General features: G+C 42.1%; 18 protein-coding genes and 1 pseudogene. 7 read left to right on the forward strand and 12 right to left on the reverse strand.

Annotation, left to right across the window (positions count from 1 at the left end; genetic code table 11):
- Window positions 1-6: 6 nt before the first annotated feature.
- Window positions 7-2307, reverse strand: coding sequence for an LPS assembly protein LptD (gene lptD / locus H5125_RS10095; protein ID WP_162023750.1), 2301 nt, complete (start codon window positions 2305-2307; stop codon window positions 7-9).
- 143 nt (window positions 2308-2450) lie between these two features.
- On the opposite strand from lptD, the gene H5125_RS10100 reads away from it, so the two are divergent.
- The 5 genes from H5125_RS10100 to H5125_RS10120 all read left to right on the forward strand — a co-directional run bounded on the left by H5125_RS10100 (window position 2451) and on the right by H5125_RS10120 (window position 6648).
- A complete protein-coding gene (locus tag H5125_RS10100) occupies window positions 2451-3479 on the forward strand; it encodes an aminoglycoside phosphotransferase family protein (RefSeq protein ID WP_182744171.1) in 1029 nt (342 codons plus the stop codon).
- Window positions 3476-4174 (forward strand): N-acetylmuramate alpha-1-phosphate uridylyltransferase MurU, encoded by a 699-nt coding sequence (gene murU, locus H5125_RS10105; protein ID WP_182744172.1) that lies wholly within the window; start codon window positions 3476-3478, stop codon window positions 4172-4174. The genes H5125_RS10100 and murU overlap by 4 nt, the downstream gene beginning before the upstream one ends.
- Before the next feature lie 58 nt (window positions 4175-4232).
- Window positions 4233-5006 (forward strand): co-chaperone DjlA, encoded by a 774-nt coding sequence (djlA, locus tag H5125_RS10110; RefSeq protein WP_011638516.1) that lies wholly within the window; start codon window positions 4233-4235, stop codon window positions 5004-5006.
- Window positions 5007-5052: 46 nt separating this feature from the next.
- Entirely contained in the window at window positions 5053-6006 is a 954-nt protein-coding gene (locus H5125_RS10115; RefSeq protein ID WP_182744173.1) for a D-2-hydroxyacid dehydrogenase, read from the forward strand.
- 183 nt (window positions 6007-6189) lie between these two features.
- Entirely contained in the window at window positions 6190-6648 is a 459-nt protein-coding gene (locus tag H5125_RS10120) for a hypothetical protein (RefSeq protein WP_182744174.1), read from the forward strand.
- A gap of 66 nt (window positions 6649-6714) precedes the next feature.
- On the opposite strand, the gene purT is transcribed toward H5125_RS10120, so the two are convergent.
- The 5 genes from purT to H5125_RS10145 all read right to left on the reverse strand — a co-directional run bounded on the left by purT (window position 6715) and on the right by H5125_RS10145 (window position 12212).
- On the reverse strand, window positions 6715-7905 hold the full coding sequence (purT, locus tag H5125_RS10125; RefSeq protein WP_182744175.1) for a formate-dependent phosphoribosylglycinamide formyltransferase: 1191 nt from the start codon (window positions 7903-7905) through the stop codon (window positions 6715-6717).
- Between the two features lie 325 nt (window positions 7906-8230).
- A complete protein-coding gene (locus H5125_RS10130; RefSeq protein ID WP_182744176.1) occupies window positions 8231-8866 on the reverse strand; it encodes a peroxiredoxin-like family protein in 636 nt (211 codons plus the stop codon).
- 125 nt (window positions 8867-8991) lie between these two features.
- The gene (locus tag H5125_RS10135; RefSeq protein ID WP_059744719.1) at window positions 8992-10293 is read right to left on the reverse strand and encodes a DEAD/DEAH box helicase; all 1302 of its coding nucleotides are present in this window, start codon (window positions 10291-10293) and stop codon (window positions 8992-8994) included.
- A 1069-nt stretch (window positions 10294-11362) separates the two neighbouring features.
- Window positions 11363-11725 (reverse strand): hypothetical protein, encoded by a 363-nt coding sequence (locus H5125_RS10140; protein ID WP_182744177.1) that lies wholly within the window; start codon window positions 11723-11725, stop codon window positions 11363-11365.
- Window positions 11718-12212, reverse strand: coding sequence for a type VI secretion system amidase effector protein Tae4 (locus H5125_RS10145; protein WP_182744178.1), 495 nt, complete (start codon window positions 12210-12212; stop codon window positions 11718-11720). The genes H5125_RS10140 and H5125_RS10145 overlap by 8 nt, the downstream gene beginning before the upstream one ends.
- Before the next feature lie 466 nt (window positions 12213-12678).
- Here H5125_RS10145 and H5125_RS22065 point away from each other — a divergent pair.
- A pseudogene (locus H5125_RS22065) lies at window positions 12679-12822 on the forward strand (transposase family protein); the annotation flags it as partial.
- Window positions 12823-12890: 68 nt separating this feature from the next.
- Here the strand turns inward: H5125_RS22065 and H5125_RS10150 are convergent.
- Window positions 12891-14249, reverse strand: a complete 1359-nt coding sequence (locus H5125_RS10150) for an NCS2 family permease (protein WP_182744179.1) — start codon at window positions 14247-14249, stop codon at window positions 12891-12893.
- A 559-nt stretch (window positions 14250-14808) separates the two neighbouring features.
- Window positions 14809-16596, reverse strand: a complete 1788-nt coding sequence (locus H5125_RS10155) for an aminopeptidase P family protein (RefSeq protein WP_182744180.1) — start codon at window positions 16594-16596, stop codon at window positions 14809-14811.
- 271 nt (window positions 16597-16867) lie between these two features.
- On the opposite strand from H5125_RS10155, the gene H5125_RS10160 reads away from it, so the two are divergent.
- Complete coding sequence (locus H5125_RS10160) at window positions 16868-18082, forward strand: Xaa-Pro peptidase family protein (RefSeq protein ID WP_101088774.1); 1215 nt, start codon at window positions 16868-16870, stop codon at window positions 18080-18082.
- A 120-nt stretch (window positions 18083-18202) separates the two neighbouring features.
- Here the strand turns inward: H5125_RS10160 and H5125_RS10165 are convergent, their stop codons facing one another.
- From H5125_RS10165 to H5125_RS10180, 4 genes are all read right to left on the reverse strand, one after another.
- The gene (locus H5125_RS10165) at window positions 18203-18673 is read right to left on the reverse strand and encodes an FKBP-type peptidyl-prolyl cis-trans isomerase (RefSeq protein WP_182744181.1); all 471 of its coding nucleotides are present in this window, start codon (window positions 18671-18673) and stop codon (window positions 18203-18205) included.
- A gap of 102 nt (window positions 18674-18775) precedes the next feature.
- Window positions 18776-19126, reverse strand: coding sequence for a DUF1294 domain-containing protein (locus H5125_RS10170; RefSeq protein ID WP_182744182.1), 351 nt, complete (start codon window positions 19124-19126; stop codon window positions 18776-18778).
- A 119-nt stretch (window positions 19127-19245) separates the two neighbouring features.
- On the reverse strand, window positions 19246-20394 hold the full coding sequence (locus H5125_RS10175; RefSeq protein ID WP_182744183.1) for a DUF418 domain-containing protein: 1149 nt from the start codon (window positions 20392-20394) through the stop codon (window positions 19246-19248).
- A 206-nt stretch (window positions 20395-20600) separates the two neighbouring features.
- The gene (locus tag H5125_RS10180; RefSeq protein WP_101088779.1) at window positions 20601-21488 is read right to left on the reverse strand and encodes a prohibitin family protein; all 888 of its coding nucleotides are present in this window, start codon (window positions 21486-21488) and stop codon (window positions 20601-20603) included.
- Window positions 21489-21502 lie beyond the last annotated feature (14 nt).

Raw genomic sequence — 21502 nt, forward strand, 5'->3', positions numbered from 1 at the left:
AGAATGCTAATTCCTCAAGTAAAGTGGTTTACGGTAGTTAAATAAGCCTTCATTTAACATGTCGTCTACCCCTAACGGACCTGATCCGCCTAAGCCTTTAATGACAAAGTTTAGGTAAACACCGCTTTCAAACTCTTCGCGTCCGTCAACGCTTTCTGATAAATCATCATCGTAGTTGGTTTTGATACGATAATGATAACTTAAGCGCAATGCCCAGCAACATGACTCGTATTGTACGCCAGTGTAAGTTTCAATATTACGAGATTCATTGAGGTCGTAATAGTAGTTACCGACAAAATATAAGTTGTCACTAATAGGCCACGATGTGCGCACGCCTGCTTGGGAAATATCAACTTGATCATTGGTGTTGGTATTTAATAAGTCGGGTACATAACGGTAGCTTAACTGCAATAATCGGTCGCTACTTGGGCGATAATCCAAAGTGATTTCATTCTTTTTGTTTTCACCCGTTTCAGTGTCGTGTTGTACTGAACCACTCACAAACCAATCGTTGTATAACTGGGCATCTAATTCAGCCGCTAATACCGATGTTGACTGGGTTGTTTCTTCGAAAGCATCGTCAATACTGACTTTAGAGTTTTCCAAATACATGATTTGCCCCACGCTAAACTTGAGTTTTTCGCGGTTAGTTTGATCAAACAAACGAGTGGTAAAACCTAAGGTAAATTGGTTGGCATCAGCAACACGGTCTAAGCCTGAGTATTGGCGATCGCGGAACAGACCATAATAGTCTTCTTGTAATTGTGCGGTGTCATAAATACCAATATTGGATTGGTCTTCATAGCCGACATAAAGATATTGAATCTGAGGTTCAAGGGTTTGACGGTATTGTTCATCAAACAATTGGGTTGCTCGCTCAAAATTCACCTGACCGTGTAAACGCGCTTGAGGAATCGTACGGCTTATACTGTCGTCTAATGTTGAGTCTTCGTCGATGTTTTGCTGCCAATACTGAGTTTGCAGTAATTTAACTTCACTGGTAAATGAACCTGCTGGTCCTTGTATTGGCCAAATTAAGCTAGGCACTAAATGTAAGCGGGTAGCGGTATTATATTCATTATCTTGATGACGGAAATTGGTCAGTTCTGAATTAAATTTAAAGTCGATAGAGTTAAAAATGTCTGCAGAACGATAATTAAAGTTTAGCTGTGGCATTACTTGATACGGTTTTTCATCTTCACCGAGCACTTTAATGTCTTGCACGCGCATGTTGAAGTCCCAGTCGCGTTCAAAATAACTGGCTTCACCGATCCGTGATAACTGGTTGTCGGTTGACTGATTAACGTCGGAATTTAAATCGTTGAAATAATTGTTATCAGACACATCGGTATAGTCTGATCTTACTCGCCAGTTTTTGTTGACTGCGCCTTGATGGCTCCAGTGATACAAATAACGGTCAGCATTAGAGGTTAGCTTACTGTCGCTACCTAAATATTCGACATTGAACTGGCCATTTTGCTGTTCGCCAGCGAGATAGCGAAATTCCGTTTTGGTATACAACCCACGCGAAGACATGAAGTCCGGGGTGAAAGTTAAGTCAAACTCTGGGGCGATATTCCAATAATACGGGGTGCTAACTTCTACACCGTTAGTGGTGCTGGTACTAAAACTTGGGAATAAGAAGCCGGTTTTACGCTTATCTGATACAGGCACTGTCATATACGGAATATATAATACTGGGATGTTGGCAATACGCAGCTTGGCATTCCAAATTTCACCCCATTCTTCTTTGCTGTCAATTTTGATCATATCGGCTTCAAGTAACCATGATTCATCACCAGGAGGGCAGGTAGTGAAGTTGGTTTTTGTTAGCAATAGATTATTGTCTGAAGTTATCTGCAGTTTTTCTGCATCGCCATGTACTTGTTGCCCATGTAGCCAATACTGAGCCCCTTTTAAGGTGGCGTTATTCGTGCTCATTTGGGCTTCTAAGGTATCTGCTGTGACGGTAAATAACTCATCTTTAAAGATAAGGTTACCTTCTGCATTTAAGCGTTGTTGTTTTTGATCTAATACCGCATTGTCAGCAGCGATATGGCGAAGTCCCTGGCTGAAACTCACATCACCCGAAAACTCAGCTTGGTTATTGTAAGCAACGGCAGAGTGATCGCTAATGATAACAATTTGATCGTCTGATATGCCGGTTAATGCTGCACGGTCTTCGAATGAACGAGACACAGGCGGAGCAACAACGCATTGCAATGAAGGCGCTTCTGTCGTTGTAGGCTCATCGGCCAACACGATATTTGGGAGTAGGCTTAGTGCCAGAAAATAACGGATCTGCATTGTTGTCAATAATTTATGAATTCTGATTCCGGAAAGTTTTGGAGAGAAAAAGATACTCAGCTAGATGAAACATTCCATTCTTTAGCTGTTTCCAAATGTTATGCTGGCTATAATAAAGCAATTTTTCGTTAAGAGCCATTGAGATGATTTTATCTGACCCAAGATTTGTCGCGTTAAGTAACTGGTTATACCAATATTTCGGCGATAAAGTTGCCATTAACTTGATCTGCGGCGACGCCAGTTTTCGACGCTATTTTCGTCTTCATCATCAAGGTATTGATTACATTGTTTCAGATTCACCGATCGACTTAGTGCCCATCGCGCCATTTGTGGCAATGGCCAAGGCTTATCAACATGCAGGCTTACTGGTACCCGAAGTGCTTGCAACCTGCGAAGACTATGGTTTTGTCTTACAAACTGATGTAGGCGAATTACAACTTTTGTCGGTGCTGAATAAAGACAATGTGAGCGACTATTATAAGCAGGCATTAAACTTATTGCCGGTCATTGCCACGGTAACGGAAACCGAAGATGGACCGTTAGCTGATTACGATGACGTTTTTGTGGCAAGAGAATTAGCTATTTTTGTCGATTGGTTACTAAAAGAGCATTTAGATTACGCATTGACGGATAATGAGCAACAAATGATTGCGGCTACGTTTGCAGCCTTAACCGACAATGCACTGGCGCAGCCAAAAGTGGGCATGCATCGTGATTACCATAGCCGTAATTTACTGATAAATGATCAAGCGTTAGCGGTGATTGACTTTCAAGATGCAGTCCATGGGCCAGTGACTTATGATGCGGTATCATTGCTGCGCGATTGTTACGTGCGTTGGCCAGATGATATCGTTAATCACTTGATGAGATATCATTATCAGCTCGCTATAGATCACCAATTAATGGATGAAAATGTTGATTACGCTACTTATACCCAGTGGTTTGATTTAATGGGATTACAACGTCATATCAAAGCTGCGGGTATTTTTACGCGGTTATATCATCGTGACGGTAAGCGCGGTTATCTGGCTGATATTCCATTAACCTTACAATATGTTGCTGATATTGGGATGAAATACCCACAAACTACCGATTTTAGTCTGTGGGTTCACAGGGTGATTTTACCGTTAGTAAACCACAAAAATACTAATGAGGCGGTAACCGAAGCATGAAAGCGATGATACTGGCTGCAGGACGCGGGGAGCGTTTGCGCCCGTTAACCGACTCCTTACCTAAACCATTAGTGAGCGTTGCAGGTAAACCTTTAATTGAATATCACTTAGAAAAGCTCGCGTTAATTGGCGTGGCTGAGGTCGTGATCAATCAAGCTTGGTTAGGACATAAGTTACCTGAAATGCTAGGTGATGGGCGTCGATGGGGTTTGCAGATTAACTATAGCGAAGAAACCACGGCGTTAGAAACCGCTGGGGGTATCAAGCAAGCATTACCTTGGTTGGGGGACGAACCTTTTTTGGTGATCAATGGTGATATTTTTATCGATCACTTGCCCGACATCAGCTTGGCTTATCAACGCGTTTGCCAAGGTGAAGCACAAGCTTTTTTGTGGTTAGTGGATAATCCAGAACATCATCCACAGGGCGATTTTGCTATTGATGCCCAAGGTCAATTAACCTTGAGCGATGAACAAAGGTTAACGTTTGCTGGACTGGGGATTTATCATCCTCAATTATTTAGCCTTTTGCCTGAAGGTAAACAGGCTTTGGGCCCTTTGCTTAAACAAGCCATTGGCCAGCAACAAATACAAGGTGAGCATTTTGATGCTTATTGGTGCGATGTCGGCACACTTGAGCGTCTGGATAAATTACAGCGCCGGTTAGTTGATATAGAGACTCAGTTACCGCTTTAAGCTACGCCTTTGATAATGGCTAGCTGTTTATTAATTATTAACCGTAGTGGAAAACAACATGCGAATTTGGGGTAAAGTTTTTGGATTTATCATTGGGTATATGTTCGGGCGTTTCTTTGGTGCAATTTTAGGATTATGGTTAGGCCATGCTTTCGATAGGCGCCAAGGGTTAACCTCGATAATGCGTAAAGGCAGTGAACGTCAGGCGATGTTTTTTAATTCAACATTTGCCGTAATGGGCCATGTTGCTAAAGCGTCAGGGCGAGTGACTGAAACCGATATTCGTATAGCGACCATGTTAATGGATCAAATGAAGTTGTCTGGTCAGTCACGTATCGATGCGCAAACGGCTTTTCGTCAAGGCCGCCAAGCTGATTTTGATTTGCTAAAGCAGCTAGAACTGTTTCGACAAGCCACTCAAGGACGAGTCGAGTTAGCGCAAATGTTCTTGGAAATCCAAATTCAAACAGCCTTGGCCGATGGTGAATTACATGCCAATGAAAAGCAAATATTGTCGGTTATTGCCACTAAGCTTGGCCTTGCTGCACAACTGGATGCTTTACTGGCACGTTGGCAAGCTGAGTTTAGTCATCATCAGTCGCCACAAGGTAATAAAATGCCGCTTACTGATGCCTATGTGCTACTTGGCGTGCAAGAATCTGCGAGTGATCAAGACGTAAAACGAACTTACCGTAAGTTGATGAATGAACATCATCCAGACAAGCTTGTGGCTAAAGGCTTACCTGAAGAGATGATGGAATTAGCCAACACCAAAGCACAAGATATTCAAGCCGCTTACGAGCGCATTAAAACCTCTAGAGGAATGCGTTAGCGCAAGCCAGTAACGTATTTTTGTAAACAATGGAATGGGGCAATAAATGAAAATAGTGGTATTAGATGGTTATACACTTAATCCGGGTGATTTGAGTTGGCAAGCGCTTGAGGCTTTAGGCGAATGTGATATTTACGACCATACCACACTCGAACAAATCGTCAGTCGCTGCCAAGGTGCACACATCGTGCTGACCAATAAAACGCTATTGAGTGCCGCGACCTTAAAGCAACTGCCCGCATTAAGCTATATCGGTGTTCTTGCCACAGGAACCAATGTGGTCGATGTTGATGCAGCAACAGCGCAGGGTATTGTTGTCACTAATATTCCTGCTTATGGTCCTGATGCCGTAGCACAAATGGTGTTTGCCCATATTTTACATCATAAGCAACAAGTTGCCTTACATGACCAAGCCGTAAAACAAGGACAATGGGTAACGCAACGAGATTTTTGTTTTACCTTATCACCCTTAACCTCATTAAAAGGCCTCACGCTGGGTGTGGTAGGTTATGGTGATATTGGCCAACAGGTTGCCAATTTAGGTGTCGCGTTTGGCATGAAAGTGTTGATTACCAGTGCTAAACCTAAAACCAATTTACCTGATGCTATTCAATGGTGTGAACGCGACATCCTGCTTCAACAAGCCGATATTATTTCGCTGCATTGTCCGCTGAGTACAGCAACCAAATACATGATCAATAGCGACAGTTTACGCTTACTTAAACCGGGTTGTTTATTAGTGAATACCGCCCGTGGCGATTTGATTAATGAAAATGATCTCGCTCAATGGCTTAACAATGGTAATGGCTTTGCGGCAGTTGACGTGTTATCCACTGAGCCGCCAAGTAGCAATAATCCGTTACTTAGTGCAGCCAACATTACTATCACGCCGCATATTGCATGGGCGACATTACAAGCTAGACAAAATCTACTTAATATTGCGCTTGAAAATGTTCTCTATTTTCAACAAGGTAAAATGTTGAATAGAATTAACGGCTAAAGCTATCACTAAACCAACCACTTTTAACCTGTTTAGTCTCGAGTTTAAAGCTTAGATTAAAATTTAGAGTTTAGAGTTTAGAGCTTAGAGTTTAGAGTTTATAACTTAGATATAGTGCTGGGTGTTTAGATCTGTCATTTATAGCGTTCGATTAACACTCACAACTAGAGCGGATAACGACACATGTCACTATGGAAAGTCCTGTTTGATTTTGTTGATAAAGAACGTAGCAGATTTGATAATGTGCGCCACGATACCCATGCGCTGCAATTTGAAATTGAATCAAATATTCATTTTATTGTGGATGGTTTGGCGCAACAACTCAGTGCAGCCGACATTATCAAGGGGCTAGAAACCCAAGCGTTCGATAAAGCGATACTGTCGGGATTACATATTAGTCAGGCTAAGTTAGTACCGCGAACTATTGAGGGTTATAAAGAGTTCGATAAATACCTAGGTGAGCCAAGCGGCGTGTTGATTAAAAAACTGTACATAAAAATAACGGTACTGAAAAAACTGATTCACGCGTGTAAGCTTGATCAAGATCTTAAACTTAAAGCGCTGTTTCGTTTGTTAATGTTAGTCCACTTTCACTTAGCAGATAAACCACTGCCTAAACCAATGCCAATAGTAAAAAACTAAGCCGCAGATACTCCACGGCTTAGTTCATCGATATTCAGCTAGGTGACAGAACAATATCCTGTGACGTTAAAACAGTATCTTGATATGGCTGGCAACAGTTTTTGCTTTTTCGACCGCTTGTTCTACCGAGTTATCGCGGGCTAACGCCACACCTAAGCGGCGACGACCATCAATGTCTGGCTTACCAAATAAGCGTAATTGGGTATCCGCGGGCGCTAAGGCGGCAGCCATACCCTGGTAACGGATATTGGTGGATGTGCCCTCGGCAAGAATAACCGCAGAAGCACTAGGACCATGCTGCACAATATTGCTTATTGGTAATCCTAAAATCGCACGTACATGCAAGGCAAACTCAGATAAATCCTGGCTGATTAAGGTTACTAAACCTGTATCATGTGGCCTTGGCGACACTTCAGAAAAATACACTTCATCACCACGAATAAATAGCTCAACACCAAAGAGTCCATATCCACCTAATGCCTCAACAACTCGTTGGCTCATGGCTTGTGCCTTGTGTAATACCTCAGCCGACATCGCCTGCGGTTGCCACGATTCACGATAATCGCCATCTTCTTGTCTATGGCCAATAGGGTCGCAAAAATGGATGCCATTTACGGCGCTAATCGTCAGTAAGGTAATTTCGTAATCAAACGGAATAAAGGCTTCAACAATTACTCGTCCTTTACCTGCTCGTCCACCTTCTTGGGCGTAAGACCATGCTTGCTGGATGGTTTGTGCTGACTTAATCACACTCTGGCCTTTACCAGACGAACTCATTACTGGCTTAACCACGCATGGAATACCAATGTCGGTAACGGCCTGTTCAAATTCAGCTAGGGTGTCACAGAAAAAGTACTTTGATGTTGGTATCGCTAAGGTTTCTGCCGCAAGTCGGCGTATGCCCTCACGGTCCATAGTGAGTTTGGCTGCGTTAGCGGTTGGCACCACATGTAAACCTTGCTGTTCTAGTTCCACTAACGTTTGGGTGGCAATAGCTTCAATCTCAGGGATCACTAAATCCGGCTTTTCAAGCTCGATAACTGCTTTTAATGCTTTTGCATCCAGCATGTTAATCACATGAAAACGATGGGCAATTTGCATTGCTGGGGCATTGGGGTAGCGATCAACTCCGATAACTTCAATTCCGTAACGTTGCAGCTCAATGGCAACTTCTTTGCCGAGTTCACCGCAACCTAATAGCATCGCCTTAATCGTGCCAGAAGTATTTGCTGTGCCAAATGTAGTAGCAATAGACATGGTAATTTACAGCCTCTGTGTAGGGATATTCTTATATGCCGAACAGTGTAACGAGATGAGGTATTAAAAATCCAATATAAAATGCACTAATTGGCTAAAAACGCCTGTATTTCGAGGTTTTTTGTGATGAAAGATTGTATTTAATTACGACAAATCTAGATGTATCGGTGTGTAGAAGTGTCGTTGTTGAAAGCACCAAGTGTGAGTGGGTAAGTGTCATAATACTATAGTGTTGAATTAGAGGGTGCTGACTCAAAAGAGTAAGTTAAAAAAGCCAACATTATTGGATTAATGTTGGCTAGATTCTATTTGAATTTGGCGTTAACTAAGGTTTAACGAGTAACTCAGCAGCGGTTAAAATTAGCTCTGGCGCAGGGCGAACCTTGTAGTTTGGATTCACATATTGAAAATGAATTAAACCACTTTTATCTGCCAAATAGACAGCTGGCACGGGTAACACTAAGCGTTTTTCACCTGCTGGGGTAGTAAACAGTTCATTGGTTACCGCTAAACTGGCAGTATATTTTTTAGTGATATCTGCACTGGTGTAATAGGCTAAACCAAATGCTTGCGATGCCGCCATTGAGGTGTCAGACAGCAATAAATAATCGAGTTCTTGTTTATTCATCGACGCGCGCATCTTTTCTGGCGTGTCTGGTGAAATACCCACTAACTGGAAACCCATTTCAAGCAATTTAGGTTCAATTGCTTTTAGCTGACCCATTTGCGAATTACAAAATGGACACCAACCGCCACGGTAAAAGAAAAATATAGTCGGCTTTTGCGCCACAAGTTTACTGAGTTCAACCGCTTTACCATCAACATCTTGCAGGGTTATTGCTGGTATCTGGTGGCCATTGAGCAGTGGCATGACATTGTTCTCGTCACTGGCAATAGGCTTAGCCACACTGGCTAAACTGGTTAACGTAAGTGCGGTGGCAATAAGCAGAGTTTTTAACATGATAAGTCCTTATAGAGTAATGTCCCGACTAAAGTAGACCTCATAATCACACAATTCATTTCATTCAAACACAAAAAAAGCGCCTAAGCGCTTTTTTCGATTACCATTAACTCTTTCTAGTTGAGTTATTTAATCTTTTTGTATTTAACCGTGCTGCTGACTTTACCCACTTTAACACGACGTCCGTCCATGTTTTTCTCAGCAATCATCTGGGCGCCAGCGTTATCACCACGTTGTTGTTTTTTAGCAAAACTACGGCGCTTTTCAATCTGCTTAAGCAGTACTTCACGGCTACCGACTTCATAACCCGGTACTGTGACTCGACGAATTGGCTGACCGATTAGCTTTTCAATATCAGCTAGGGTGCGTTCTTCTTCGCGGCTCACAAACGAAATTGCCACACCGGTTTTACCTGCACGACCTGTACGGCCAATACGGTGCACGTAATCTTCGGCTAAAAATGGTAAATCGTAGTTAACAACGTATTCAAGATTTTTAATATCAAGGCCACGAGCGGCGACTTCGGTGGCCACTAATACGCGAATTTTACCTTCAACAAATTCACGTAACGCACGACGACGGCTGCCTTGTGCTTTCTCGCCATGAACCACACCCGATGGAATACCATCTAAGTTAAGCTCTTTGACCAATTTGTCTGCTGCGTCACGAGTCGCGGTAAACACCAACACCTGTTGCCAGTTTTTGGTACCGATTAACTCAGATATTAATTCACGCTTACGGCGCTGCTCTACTGGATATACCACCTGGCTTACGGTGTCAGCAGTAGTATTTTGTTTATCAACAGTAATCACTTTAGGCTTTTCAAGCATGTCATTCGCTAGCTTTTTAACCTCAGAAGAGAAGGTCGCAGAGAACAACATGTTTTGACGTTTTTTGTTTACTGCTTGGAGAATCTTTTTAATGTCAGCACTAAAGCCCATATCAAGCATACGGTCGGCTTCATCGAGTACTAAAAACTCAACATTCGACAAACTTAAGTTACACGCCACAATGTGTTCAAGTAAACGACCTGGTGTAGCAACAATAACGTCGGCACCGCGTTTAAGTTTTTGTGATTGGGTCTCTATTTTAACGCCACCATAAATGGTTAATACCGTTAAATTAAGATGCTTACTGTAAGCGCTAATGTTGTCTGCAACCTGTGCGGCAAGCTCACGAGTTGGAGTCAGAATTAAAGTACGAGTGTTAGACGGCATCGTCTCTTTTGGGTTATCACACATTCTTTGTAATATAGGCAGCGCAAATGCTGCTGTTTTACCCGTGCCAGTTTGAGCGCTTGCTAGGACATCTTCACCACGACGGATCGCCGGTATCGCTTGTTGTTGAATTGGCGTCATAGATTGATAACCGCACTCAGCGATCGCGCGTAATATTTCTGGGGCGAAGCTAAAAGATTCGAATTTCATGGTGCGGTTCCTGTATGTACATCAAAACAAAGCGATTTAGTTGCAACAAGCTAAGTTAGCTGCACAAGGTCAATCTAGAGTATTTGGGCCTATAGCCATTGTTAATGGCAGATATCATGCTTAACTGGGTTGATTAACGTCTTAGGATAGTTGAAAAACGTTAAGCTTGAATGATACACCCCATTGAGCGCCATCGATAAGCGGCCGCGGAGTATAACAAACTTTTGTTTAAATCCTGAACTTTATCTGTGCCTAACGATAAGATTTTTTAGCGGAGAATTGTTTAGATGATATGGATTGATAGTCATGGCAATTACAGCATCTTAAGTGCGGGGCTGCTAACTCGTTTTTGGACAGAAGTGGATTAGAACTTATCTTTTTATATAAGTTTACCCTGATTCCACTAAATGCGGCTATATTTTAGCTTATGGTTTATAACTTATGGCCTGCGGCCACTAACGTCGTGGCGCTTCGCCCACACCAGACCAAGAGGAAACCAACGGCTGTTCCCTCTTTACTATTTATAAAAAAATTGGCCCAGCCGCCCCGCAACATTTTCAAACAGCGAAAAGGTCGCCATGGGGATTTATCCAGTTTTTTACTTAGTTTGTAGTCTGCTTCGGCCCATTTTGCAATAAAGAGTAAAAATGCTATCGCCTCCGATGGGGTGTCTGAAGTGAATGGATCCACGAATGTCGTGGTGGCAGGACGCCAAAGAACGACCTGTATCGCGAAAGCTAGCCTGACGTCCTGTCAGGCTCACGCATTTTTTTTATAAAGAGTCTTCAACGGCTTCAAGTTCAGAGTTAAATTTAGACTTTTGCAAGCGTTACTAACTCGTTTTTGGACACAAACGTGATAGAGCTGAGAGTCTAAAGGTGCTTCTCTGGATTAGGACATCTATGGTAATCAAATAAATTTTACTCTGCCCCTACATACCTAAAAGCATCGCTGGGAGAGCTGTGGTGGTGCAGAAAACGTTATTGAAGGTTATTGAACGTTATTCTAGTGAATTTAAACCACGATGTCACTCAGATTAAGAGTGCCATCGCAGGTGTTTATTTTAACACTATAATTTTCTTATACCATTAAGCTTATTTAGGAATTGTTGATCTTTTTTAAGGATAAAACACTTCAAAAGCTCAATATCTGTATTTTCTTTACTTGATACGTCAGGGGCGTATTCTTTGACTAATATTGCTGTTTGTTCGAATTTTTCAGCCGAATAATGACTTAATTCTACAATGCCAGAAGTTATTTTTTTGATGTCAGATAAATCATAGTCTTTTGATTTAAAATACCAAAACATACAATTAGACTCAGCGAAATCGAGTAAGTCATCAGAATGATATTTATTTTTTTTTACTTCAGAACACCCAAACAAAATTAATGCACTACAAATAAAGAGTGATGCTAATTTATATTTAATCATTAGATGCTTCCCAAAAATGAATTTTGTGTGATACATCGCCATAACCTTGGTAAACGCAGTTTGATCCATCCCAAAGATCTGCATGTCCGGTCGCATCAGACCATCCATTTACTTCATAAATAATTATACCCTTGCGGTTTTTAATATTATTTTCATATTCCTCTGGTGTGAAGGATTCTGGTGCACCATAGTTTTCAGTTAAATATTTTTTTAATATTTTTACTCTAAAAATGTACCAGTCTTTATTTCTGCCAGAGGACACTTGTCCCTCAAGTTTTCCGTTGGGACCAACGGCTTTGTAAAAAGGGATTTTATGTAAGCCTCCTGAACCGTTAAGAGCTTTAGATACTCTCGTTGCACATGCATTTCCAAACACACCAATATCAAAATTCAGTTCAACTTTACCTCCAATCTGCTTAAAAACAGCAGGGGCTGGAAATGCTGGGTAGTTTTTTTTCAAGATATCCCAATTGGGCATTTTTTTCATAAACATTCCTTTAACAATGAGTCGTCTAAAAATAAGTATTTATTCTGGCGTGAAATTATTTAGCATATAGCAAAATTTTTAATATATTATTTTTATTATATAATTCCAGCAGAATATCAGATGAATGTATTTAAATAAATTATCCATTAGGGTGTATTTAGAGGGGGATGAACTACAATTCATTATATTCAGGACTAGTGAATACTTAAGCTCTAAATTTACCATTTAATATCATTTTTTCTGCTTACTCAATTTGGGAATATGTTGTTCTAATAGGTTCAATGTCATACGCTTAAGTAACACCATTATTTTCTAATATTCTCTGTCTCAAATACGGGAATGTATGCTGAAATTCAACTATGAAGAAACCAGGGCGAGATCGTGAATGTTTTTCAATCAATTTAATGGACGATCTGACGTTAACATTTAGCTATGATCTTATACTCCCTTTTTCCGGGAGCTCACCATGCATATTGACCACTTCAAAGAGACTTTTCAAACCATAACTGACTAACGCCAACGGGCTAAAGTGACCTATTGCCTTTTTGAGGTTTTGTTTGGTTCTATATATGCCGTTATTGCAGGAGCTAAAGGCTGGTTTGATATTCGATAATATTTCCGTCAATAACAAAAAGGCCAGCCTCGACGGCTGGCCTTAATATTGAATTTACAATTGGGTTAAATCGCCCAGCCATCCATGTAAAAGGCGACTAAACCGAGAGTGATTAAGATAACCCCAAGTCGCAGTTTACGCCACTCGCCACTGCATATGCGGCCAATAACCAAGGTAACAAACCCAAGCATAATCCCAGTAACGATATTACAGCTTAAAATAATAAATACCGCGCAGGTTAAGCCTGCCATTGCATCCACTTTATCGTCAAAATTAAGCTTGGTGACGTTACTTAGCATCAGTAATCCAACATACATTAGCGCTGGAGCTGTCGCATAAGCAGGTACTAAAAAGCTTAACGGCGCTAAAAACATCATTATCAAAAATAGTAAGCCGACGATGGTCGCGGTCAGGCCGGTTTTGCCACCTGCTGCAGTTCCCGCTGCGGACTCAATATAAACAGCGGCTGGAGCGCCGCCGACTACGCCAGCAAAAATACTGCTGACAGAGTCTGATGTCAGTGCTTTTCCACCACCAACAATATTGTCTTTATCATCGAGAAGTTCCGCTTGTCCTGCAACCGCTCTAATTGTGCCTGTTGCATCGAAGATAGCGGTCATCACTAATGCCAACACAATAGGCAGTACCACTGGATTCAGTGCGCCCATAATATCGAGCTGGCCAATAAGCGACGTTTCAGACATCAAATCAGGCAAAGCAAATAGGCCTTGATAAGTTACGCTAGGATCAAATATTAACCCAAAGATCGATAGCCCGACGATGACCAGCAATATGCCACCCGGCGTGCCTCGGCGCTCAAGCCCAATTGTCATAGCAAGACCAATTATTGTTGCTATAACCGGTAAACTATTAATATCACCAAGCTTTACGGGTAAACCGGCATCGTTTGATACAATCAATTTCACGCTATTGGTCGCGATAAGCAGTAAAAACAAACCAATACCAATACCTGTACCGTGAGCGATACCGGTTGGCAAGTTAGTGAGTACCCATTGACGAATACCGGTGACACTTACAAGTGTAAATACGATACCCATTAGGAAAATAGCGCCAAGGGTGACAGGAATCGATATTCCCTGGCCTAGCACCATGCTAAATGCAGTAAATGCAGTGAGTGAAATTGCGCAACCGATGGCCATCGGCAAATTAGCCCATAATCCCATGAGCAACGAACCAAACGCGGCAATTAAACAGGTAGCGATAAATACCGCCGCAGGATCAAACCCCGCAGTGCCCAACATGTTTGGCACCACAATCACCGAATAAACCATAGCCAAAAACGTCGTTAAGCCAGCAATGACTTCACGTTTTAAGGTACTTCCACGGGCAGAAATATTGAAATAGCGATCCAAAAACGAATCAGAAACAGCAGCAGAATTAGAGAGAGTCTGTTCAGACTTCATAGTGATGATACCTTTTGATCTCTTAAATTATCAGTTAACCAATGGTTATTCATTGGCGACACGGCTATGGCAGGTAGAGCCCCAAACGAGAACGACTTAGGTGAGAGATCCACTTGGCGCATATAGCGTTAGTGACCTGCGAGTATTGTGGTAAACAAATTTGTTATACACATGTCTGGTAAAATTTACTCTTACCAACACAGCCTTTGTTGGCGCGGAGTTTACAACAATCGACAATGGGGAAATAGGAAGCGGCTAACATTTTTTTGCTATGTGGGTAAAAAACGTACCCAAAAAACAGATTGCTCGTATATCTCACCATAAAAGTCACTCGCTGTTGTAATCACTGCCTTTGAGTATTCAACACTAATAACTGATTACCGTCTTGGCATGGCAATTAATACCATTTTTTAGGAATTATAATGTTTGCTGTGAGTCGGTAGATTCACTGGCGCTTTAGTTTGCACTTGATGGTGCTTTAATTCAAAGGGCTTTGGACATGTTATTGCTCCAAAGCCCTATATTCAGTGCTTACGCGTTATGTTGAACTGGATGGCGCTTAAATCGCGACAGTCACTTTATTGAGCCATGCTAACTCGTCACCTTGCATTAATGGCGCTAAGGTTTGACGAACTTTTTGCTGATATTGATTAAACCAGTTCACTTCAAAATCAGTTAACAATGACTTATCGATTAAGCGTGCATCCATTGGAATATGGGTTAATACATCAAACTCATACATTTCACGCTCTGCACCTGCCAATGCTTGGCAATGTTGCACTGTGACTAGGTTTTCGATGCGAATACCAAAACCATCGGCGCGGTAATAACCAGGCTCATTCGACAATACCATTCCTGGTAGTAATGCCACGCCATTGACGTTTTTACCAATGCGCTGCGGGCCTTCGTGAACACTTAGAAAGTGACCGACACCATGGCCCGTTCCGTGGTCATAATCAAAACCATGCTGCCATAAATACTGACGAGCAAATGCATCGAGTTGCACACCAGAGGTGCCTTTAGGGAAGCGGGCTGTATCAAGGGCTATGTGGCCTTTTAATACCAGGGTGACCATTTTCTTCTGTTCATCGGTCACTTTGCCAATGGCAATGGTGCGGGTAACGTCGGTGGTGCCGTCTAAGTATTGCGCACCAGAATCGACCAAGTAAATGCTGTCCATGGTCATTGTGCTTGGGGTGCCATTATTATGGTTGTAATGGCACATAGCGGCATTGGCACCAGTGGCTGAAATAGTGTCAAAGCTTGGCTCGCGATATAGCGAATCTTGTATTCTAAAGCTTTCTAATTTGTCAGCCAGTTGTGCTTCATCGTGCATAATGTTTTGTTCAACTTGGCTGTCTAACCAGGCTAAAAAACGGCTAACGGCAGCGCCATCACGAATATGACACGCTCGCATACCAGCTAATTCGGCGTTATTTTTTTGTGCTTTAGGTAATGCAACCGGGTCGGTACCCACAATGAGTTTAGCGCCACCTTTTTGTGCCAGTAACTGCGAATAGGCGTTGGCAGAATGAGGGTCGGCCAATAGCTTAACGCCTTTCATTTGCGCTAATACGGTTGCCAGTTCTGCTTCATCTTTAAAGCTCACGCCAGCACCTACATGCTGTTCAATATTTTGCGGCACTTTAGTTAAATCGGTAAAAAAGGTCATATCGCCATTGGTCGATAATAATCCGCAGCCAAGTATGACGGGGAAGCGTGGAACGTCATTACCACGGATATTCAGCAACCAACAACATGAATCTAATGCGGCAATAAGGGCAACATCGGCGCCTTGCTTGTTAACCAGCTGACCAATTTGTTGACGTTTCTCGACGCTATTACGTCCTGCACCTTGGTGGCTAAATAAAGTCATGGTGGATGCTGACGGTGCTGGGCGGTCCAACCAACTTACATCAATCGGGTTGTTATCAACTTCAACTAAATTGATTTGGGCTTTATCAAATTGCGCTTTGGTTTGTTGAAACCAAGCAAGGGTATGTAAGCGACTGTCGATGCCGACGCTCGAGCCTGCAGGTAATGTATCAATTAACCAGTCAATCTGCGGGTCGTCATACAGGCTTAAATATTCAAATAAGTTACCGTCTACTTGTTGGCGTACTTGCACTGTGTAACGGCCGTCGGTAAATATTGCTGCGCGGTCTTTTAACACGATAGCCATGCCAGCAGACCCCGTAAAGCCAGTGGCCCAATGTAAACGCTCATTACGAGCAGGGACATACTCACCTAAATATTCGTCAGCGCGAGGAATGATGAATGCATCTATTTGGTTTACTTCAAGCTGTTGGCGAATGGCGTTAAGACGCGTAGCAATAATATTGAACATGGTTTCTCCGTTGGAGGCGACTGATGAACTCAGCTCTGTAGAATGAACTGCGATTATCGCAAGCGTGACGGCAAACTGGCAAGTGAAGTCGCTGACATAATGTGGAACAGACTGATTAAAATTGTAAACTTATATTGTATACAATGGTAACAAAGCGATACAGACGGTATCCTTGTCGGTATTGATTATCTTGTATATTTGAACAAGGTAAGACGATTTGATTTCCACAGACTCTAGATAAATAACAATAAAAATAACCAAAGGAAAACCTATGACAATCGGTGTCGGCGGCGTTAGCCCGCAACAAGCATTAGCCACACTCACTAATATGACTCACGGTGTAGCAGCGATAAGTGATGATGAATTTAATCAACGAATTCAACATGCACAACGATTGATGGCGCAACATGGTTTAGAAGCAATCTATGTGAATGCTGGTACTAATTTATACTATTTCACCGGTACTCGTTGGTTTTCTAGCGAACGTATGGTGGGTGCTATTATCCCCGCTGTGGGTGAGGTTCAGTATATTGCACCTGCATTTGAGCTCGACACGTTACAGGGTTATATGACCATTAAAGGTCAAGTAAATACGTGGCATGAAGATGAAAGCCCATATCAGTTATTTGCCGATGTGCTGGATAACATCGGCTTGAGCCAAGCAAAAATCGGTATTGATGAGTCAACCGCCTTTTTTATTAGCGATGGCATTGCCCAAGCAGCTCCTCAGCATCGATTTGTAAGTGCGACAACAGTAACGGCAGGATGTCGGATGATTAAGTCGGTTGCCGAAATTGCCTTAATGCAACGCGCTAAAGACATGACCCTTGAAGTGCATAAAGCCACTGCCAGTATTTTACGTGAGGGCATCACCACTGCAGAAGTGGAAGACTTTATTAACCAAGCTCACTATGCCGTGGGCGCAGCCAAAGGTTCGTATTTTTGTATCGTGCTATTTGGTGAAGATACTGCGTATCCGCATGGAGTTAAATCACCTAAAGCGCTTGAGAAAAATGACACGGTATTGATTGATACCGGTTGCCAGTTACAAGGCTATAACTCTGATATTACTCGCACTTACGTATTTGGTGAGCCTAATGCTCGTCAGCGTCAATTATGGCAACTTGAACAGGATGCACAAATTGCTGCGTTTGATGCTGCTACCTTAGGAACCTTGTGTAGTGAAGTGGATGCAGCTGCTCGTGTCGTGTTAGAAGCCGCAGGCTTTGGTCCAGATTACAACGTGCCAGGTTTACCTCATCGTACTGGTCATGGTATCGGTTTAGATATTCATGAATGGCCATATTTGGTGCGTAATGATGTTACGCCACTGGCGGTTGGTATGTGTTTTAGCAACGAGCCAATGTTATGTGTACCTGGGGAGTTTGGGATCCGTCACGAAGACCATTTTTACATGACAGCGCAAGGGCCTAAATGGTTTACAGCGCCAGCGAAGTCGATTGATGATCCGTTTTATTTAGCATGATAATCAAATGCTTATGGAGTAAAGGCTCAATTTAAATAACCAAGAGCCGATAATCAATAGCAAAAAGCCTCCGACATGGAGGCTTTTTCATTTTCTGCTTAAACTGATCTTCATTGCTGATTAGTTAATTTCAAATAACTCAACATCAAAAATCAGTACTGAGCCGCCGGCGATTTTACCGGTTGAGCGATTGCCATAAGCCAATTGGCTTGGAATATAAAAACGGAATTTATCGCCAATATTCATGAGTTGTACACCCTCGGTCCAACCGGCTATCACTTGATTTAAACCAAAGCTGATTGTTTCGCCGCGATCAACAGAGCTGTCGAATACGCTACCGTCAATGAGTGTGCCGTGGTAATGCACGGTAACCTTGCTTTTTGCGCTAGGGTGTTCAGTATTATCGCTTTTAACGAGTACTTCATATTGTAAGCCAGATAAGGTTTGGATTACGCCTTCGCGTTTGGCATTATCAGCTAAAAAAATCTTACCTTTCTCAATATTTTCTTTGGCGGCTTTAGAATTGTTAGATTGAGTGAAAAAATAAAAAATAACGCCCGCAATGACCAGTACGGCCAAAATCATACGCATAATTGATCTCGAATTGTTGGGTAGATAGTGCGACTAGTTTAGCGTAAAAATTGCTGAGCTAATACTCATCAACACGATTGAAGCGACAATTGAACCAACAGCTTAACGGTATGCATCTAATAACGGATACCACAGCTGATAACACAATAAGCTGACCCCAACTGAGTTGAGTACGATGCAACACCACAATATCCGTTTAAAAGACGATTTTTGGGTTTTATGACGTAAGTGATACTGACCGAGTAGCGCTGCTGGCCAGCCGCCAATTAAAGAAAAAAATTGTAAGGTGCTTTCTTTTATGCGCCATTGCCCCTGTTTAGCGGCCGATTTATCACGATAATACAAACTAAAAGTGACCAGATTAATTAGGCCATATACCCCAGCTAACCAGGGCTGAATAGTGGCAAAAATAGCGCCAATGAGCAGCAACATCAACCAAGCAAACTTATTCATTTTAGTGTCTGCTCTGTGAGATTAATTTTATCATATTGATTTCGTCATACTGATGAGACCAATCAGCATTGCACACAATGGTAGTTGCATAGATTCTTCTTTTAAGTGTATATGTTTCATTAGCTTGTGCGGGAGACTAACACACGCCAAAGCTTTTCTAATGGGCCTTGATTGAATTTTCGTAAATAGACATCCGCTAACAACAGTTGAAATACACTGTAGATAATCGCAATTGAGACGTAACCTATCCTGTCTAGTGAGTACAGCCAGTCTGGTGCGATATAACGTAACAGTAAAATACCGACTATTGACTGGAGAATGTACAAACTAAACGCCATCCGCCCGACGTTTTGCAGTAGTTTCAGTCTATGTGGCGTATTTTGGCAGAATTTAACAATAATGTGGATATAAATCAAAGCTGTCGCAATAGCGCTGAACCACAATAAAAGATCAGACATCGACTCCAACATCTGATTGCCACTTAGACTTAATATCGAGTCTAATGATGCTAATGTGATGGCCCAAAATACACATTGCCACAGGGTTTTATTATCCAATCCATCAACAAAGATATTGCGTTTATATAACGCCATCCCTAAAAGCATTAAGCCGGTGATATACCACATTAACGTTAATGGAATAACCGCCAGCATGTACGCAAACATGGTTAGGTGCAGGGTCAGTTGTTGTTGGTAGCTACCGGTCCAAGCAGCAAGTTGCTCGATGAAGAAAGCTGAATCTCGTGAATAAACTTGATCGTCTGGCATGAGCGAAATAAGTGCGATGGGTATAAATGATAAAAAGATAAACCATTTAGCTTTACGGATTAGTTCATCGGCATTGAGGCTAATGTAGCGAAAAGCTAATAATCCACTGACACCATAAGACAATAATATATCGCCAGGAAAGATGAAAATAGCGTGTATTACGCCAAAGGCAATTAACCAATACAGACGGCTTTTTATGCGTTTATTCTGCTGAGTAGTGGTGGCTGTCTCCATTCTCATTTGCTGGTGTTGGTATTGGATTAGCATTCCCACCCCAAAAATCATCGCAAATAGGCTAAAGAAACGACCTTCTAAAAAGAAATTGCTAAAAATGAGTAGGATAATGTCGCTGGTGGGTTGAACCTCATGAGGAGCGTAACCGAAAAAACTATTGCCCATAAAATAGATATTAAGGAAGAAAATACCTAATACGCCAAGCCCTCTGATAGCGTCAAGATTAGCCAAACGAGCTTGTTGGACCGGAGCGCTATGCTCATCCATGTAGGTTGCAGTGTTAATCGCTTAATTCCTTTTACTTTTAGCTGTTTATAAACCCTCTTTATTCATTAAGGAGGCGCTGTTAGAGACTACCAGCCAAAAGCGGTAATGCAACTAGATAATACGTTTAGGTGAGGCAAGATGATGATAAAAAAACAAGCGTTCAGTATTAATACCGAACGCTTGGTTTGTGAAGTATGCAGTTTGGTTTATTTGGTTGTTTGCACTTCAAGAAACGGGATAGTACCAGTAGGTAGCATGGTTGTTGGTAAGCGCCCATCCCAACGTTCTGCTTTAGTCAATTCAACTAAATTTTGATTTTGCGCTAGCGCTTCAGCACGAATTTTAATGGCTGATGCTTCTGCGTTACCTTTAATACGGATACTTTCTGCTTCGGCAATTGCGCGGGCCAATTGTGAATCTGCTTCCGCTTGTGCTTGAGTGACGGCAATTTGGGCACTAACACGCTCTTTTTCAAGATTCTGTAATTGGGTTTGTACTTCTACTTCTGCACGCATTCTGTCTTCTACTGATTTCTCGTATGCGTTGCTAAAGTCGATATTTTCAATCTGTACCGAATTAATGGTCACCGGGCCTTTAATTGATTTAGTAATGGCGTCAGTGACATCAATACCAAACTTGATACGTTCTTGGACGGCAGAAATAGCAGTGTATTTACCAAAAATATTCTCAATTTGGGTTGGCACTTGGCGGTCGAGTAAGCGCGACACCATTAAGTCGATACTTTTGAAATTAGCATATACTTCTTCAACACGATCTGGCGGTATGCTAAATGTGACTGATGCGCGTAAAGTGGCAGGTTGTTGATCGCGGCTATATGCCTGTAAACCTTGGTAGTTTGCGGTATGAGTTTGGGTTGATATTTTAACCACGGTATCCATCAGTGGAATTTTAAATCCAAGACCGGGTTCTGCAGTATCGATAATTTTACCGTTACGCAGCAATACCCCACGTTCACCCTGATCAATGGTATACCAGCTACCATATAAACTGATCAGCATTAGCAGTAAAACTGCGACAGGAATGATTTTACCGAGATGATTTGTGTTAGCTTGCGCCAGACCATTTTTTAACATTATGCTTCCCTAGC

The sequence above is a fragment of the Shewanella sp. SR44-4 genome (assembly GCF_014163715.1).
Taxonomy (GTDB): Bacteria; Pseudomonadota; Gammaproteobacteria; order Enterobacterales; family Shewanellaceae; genus Shewanella.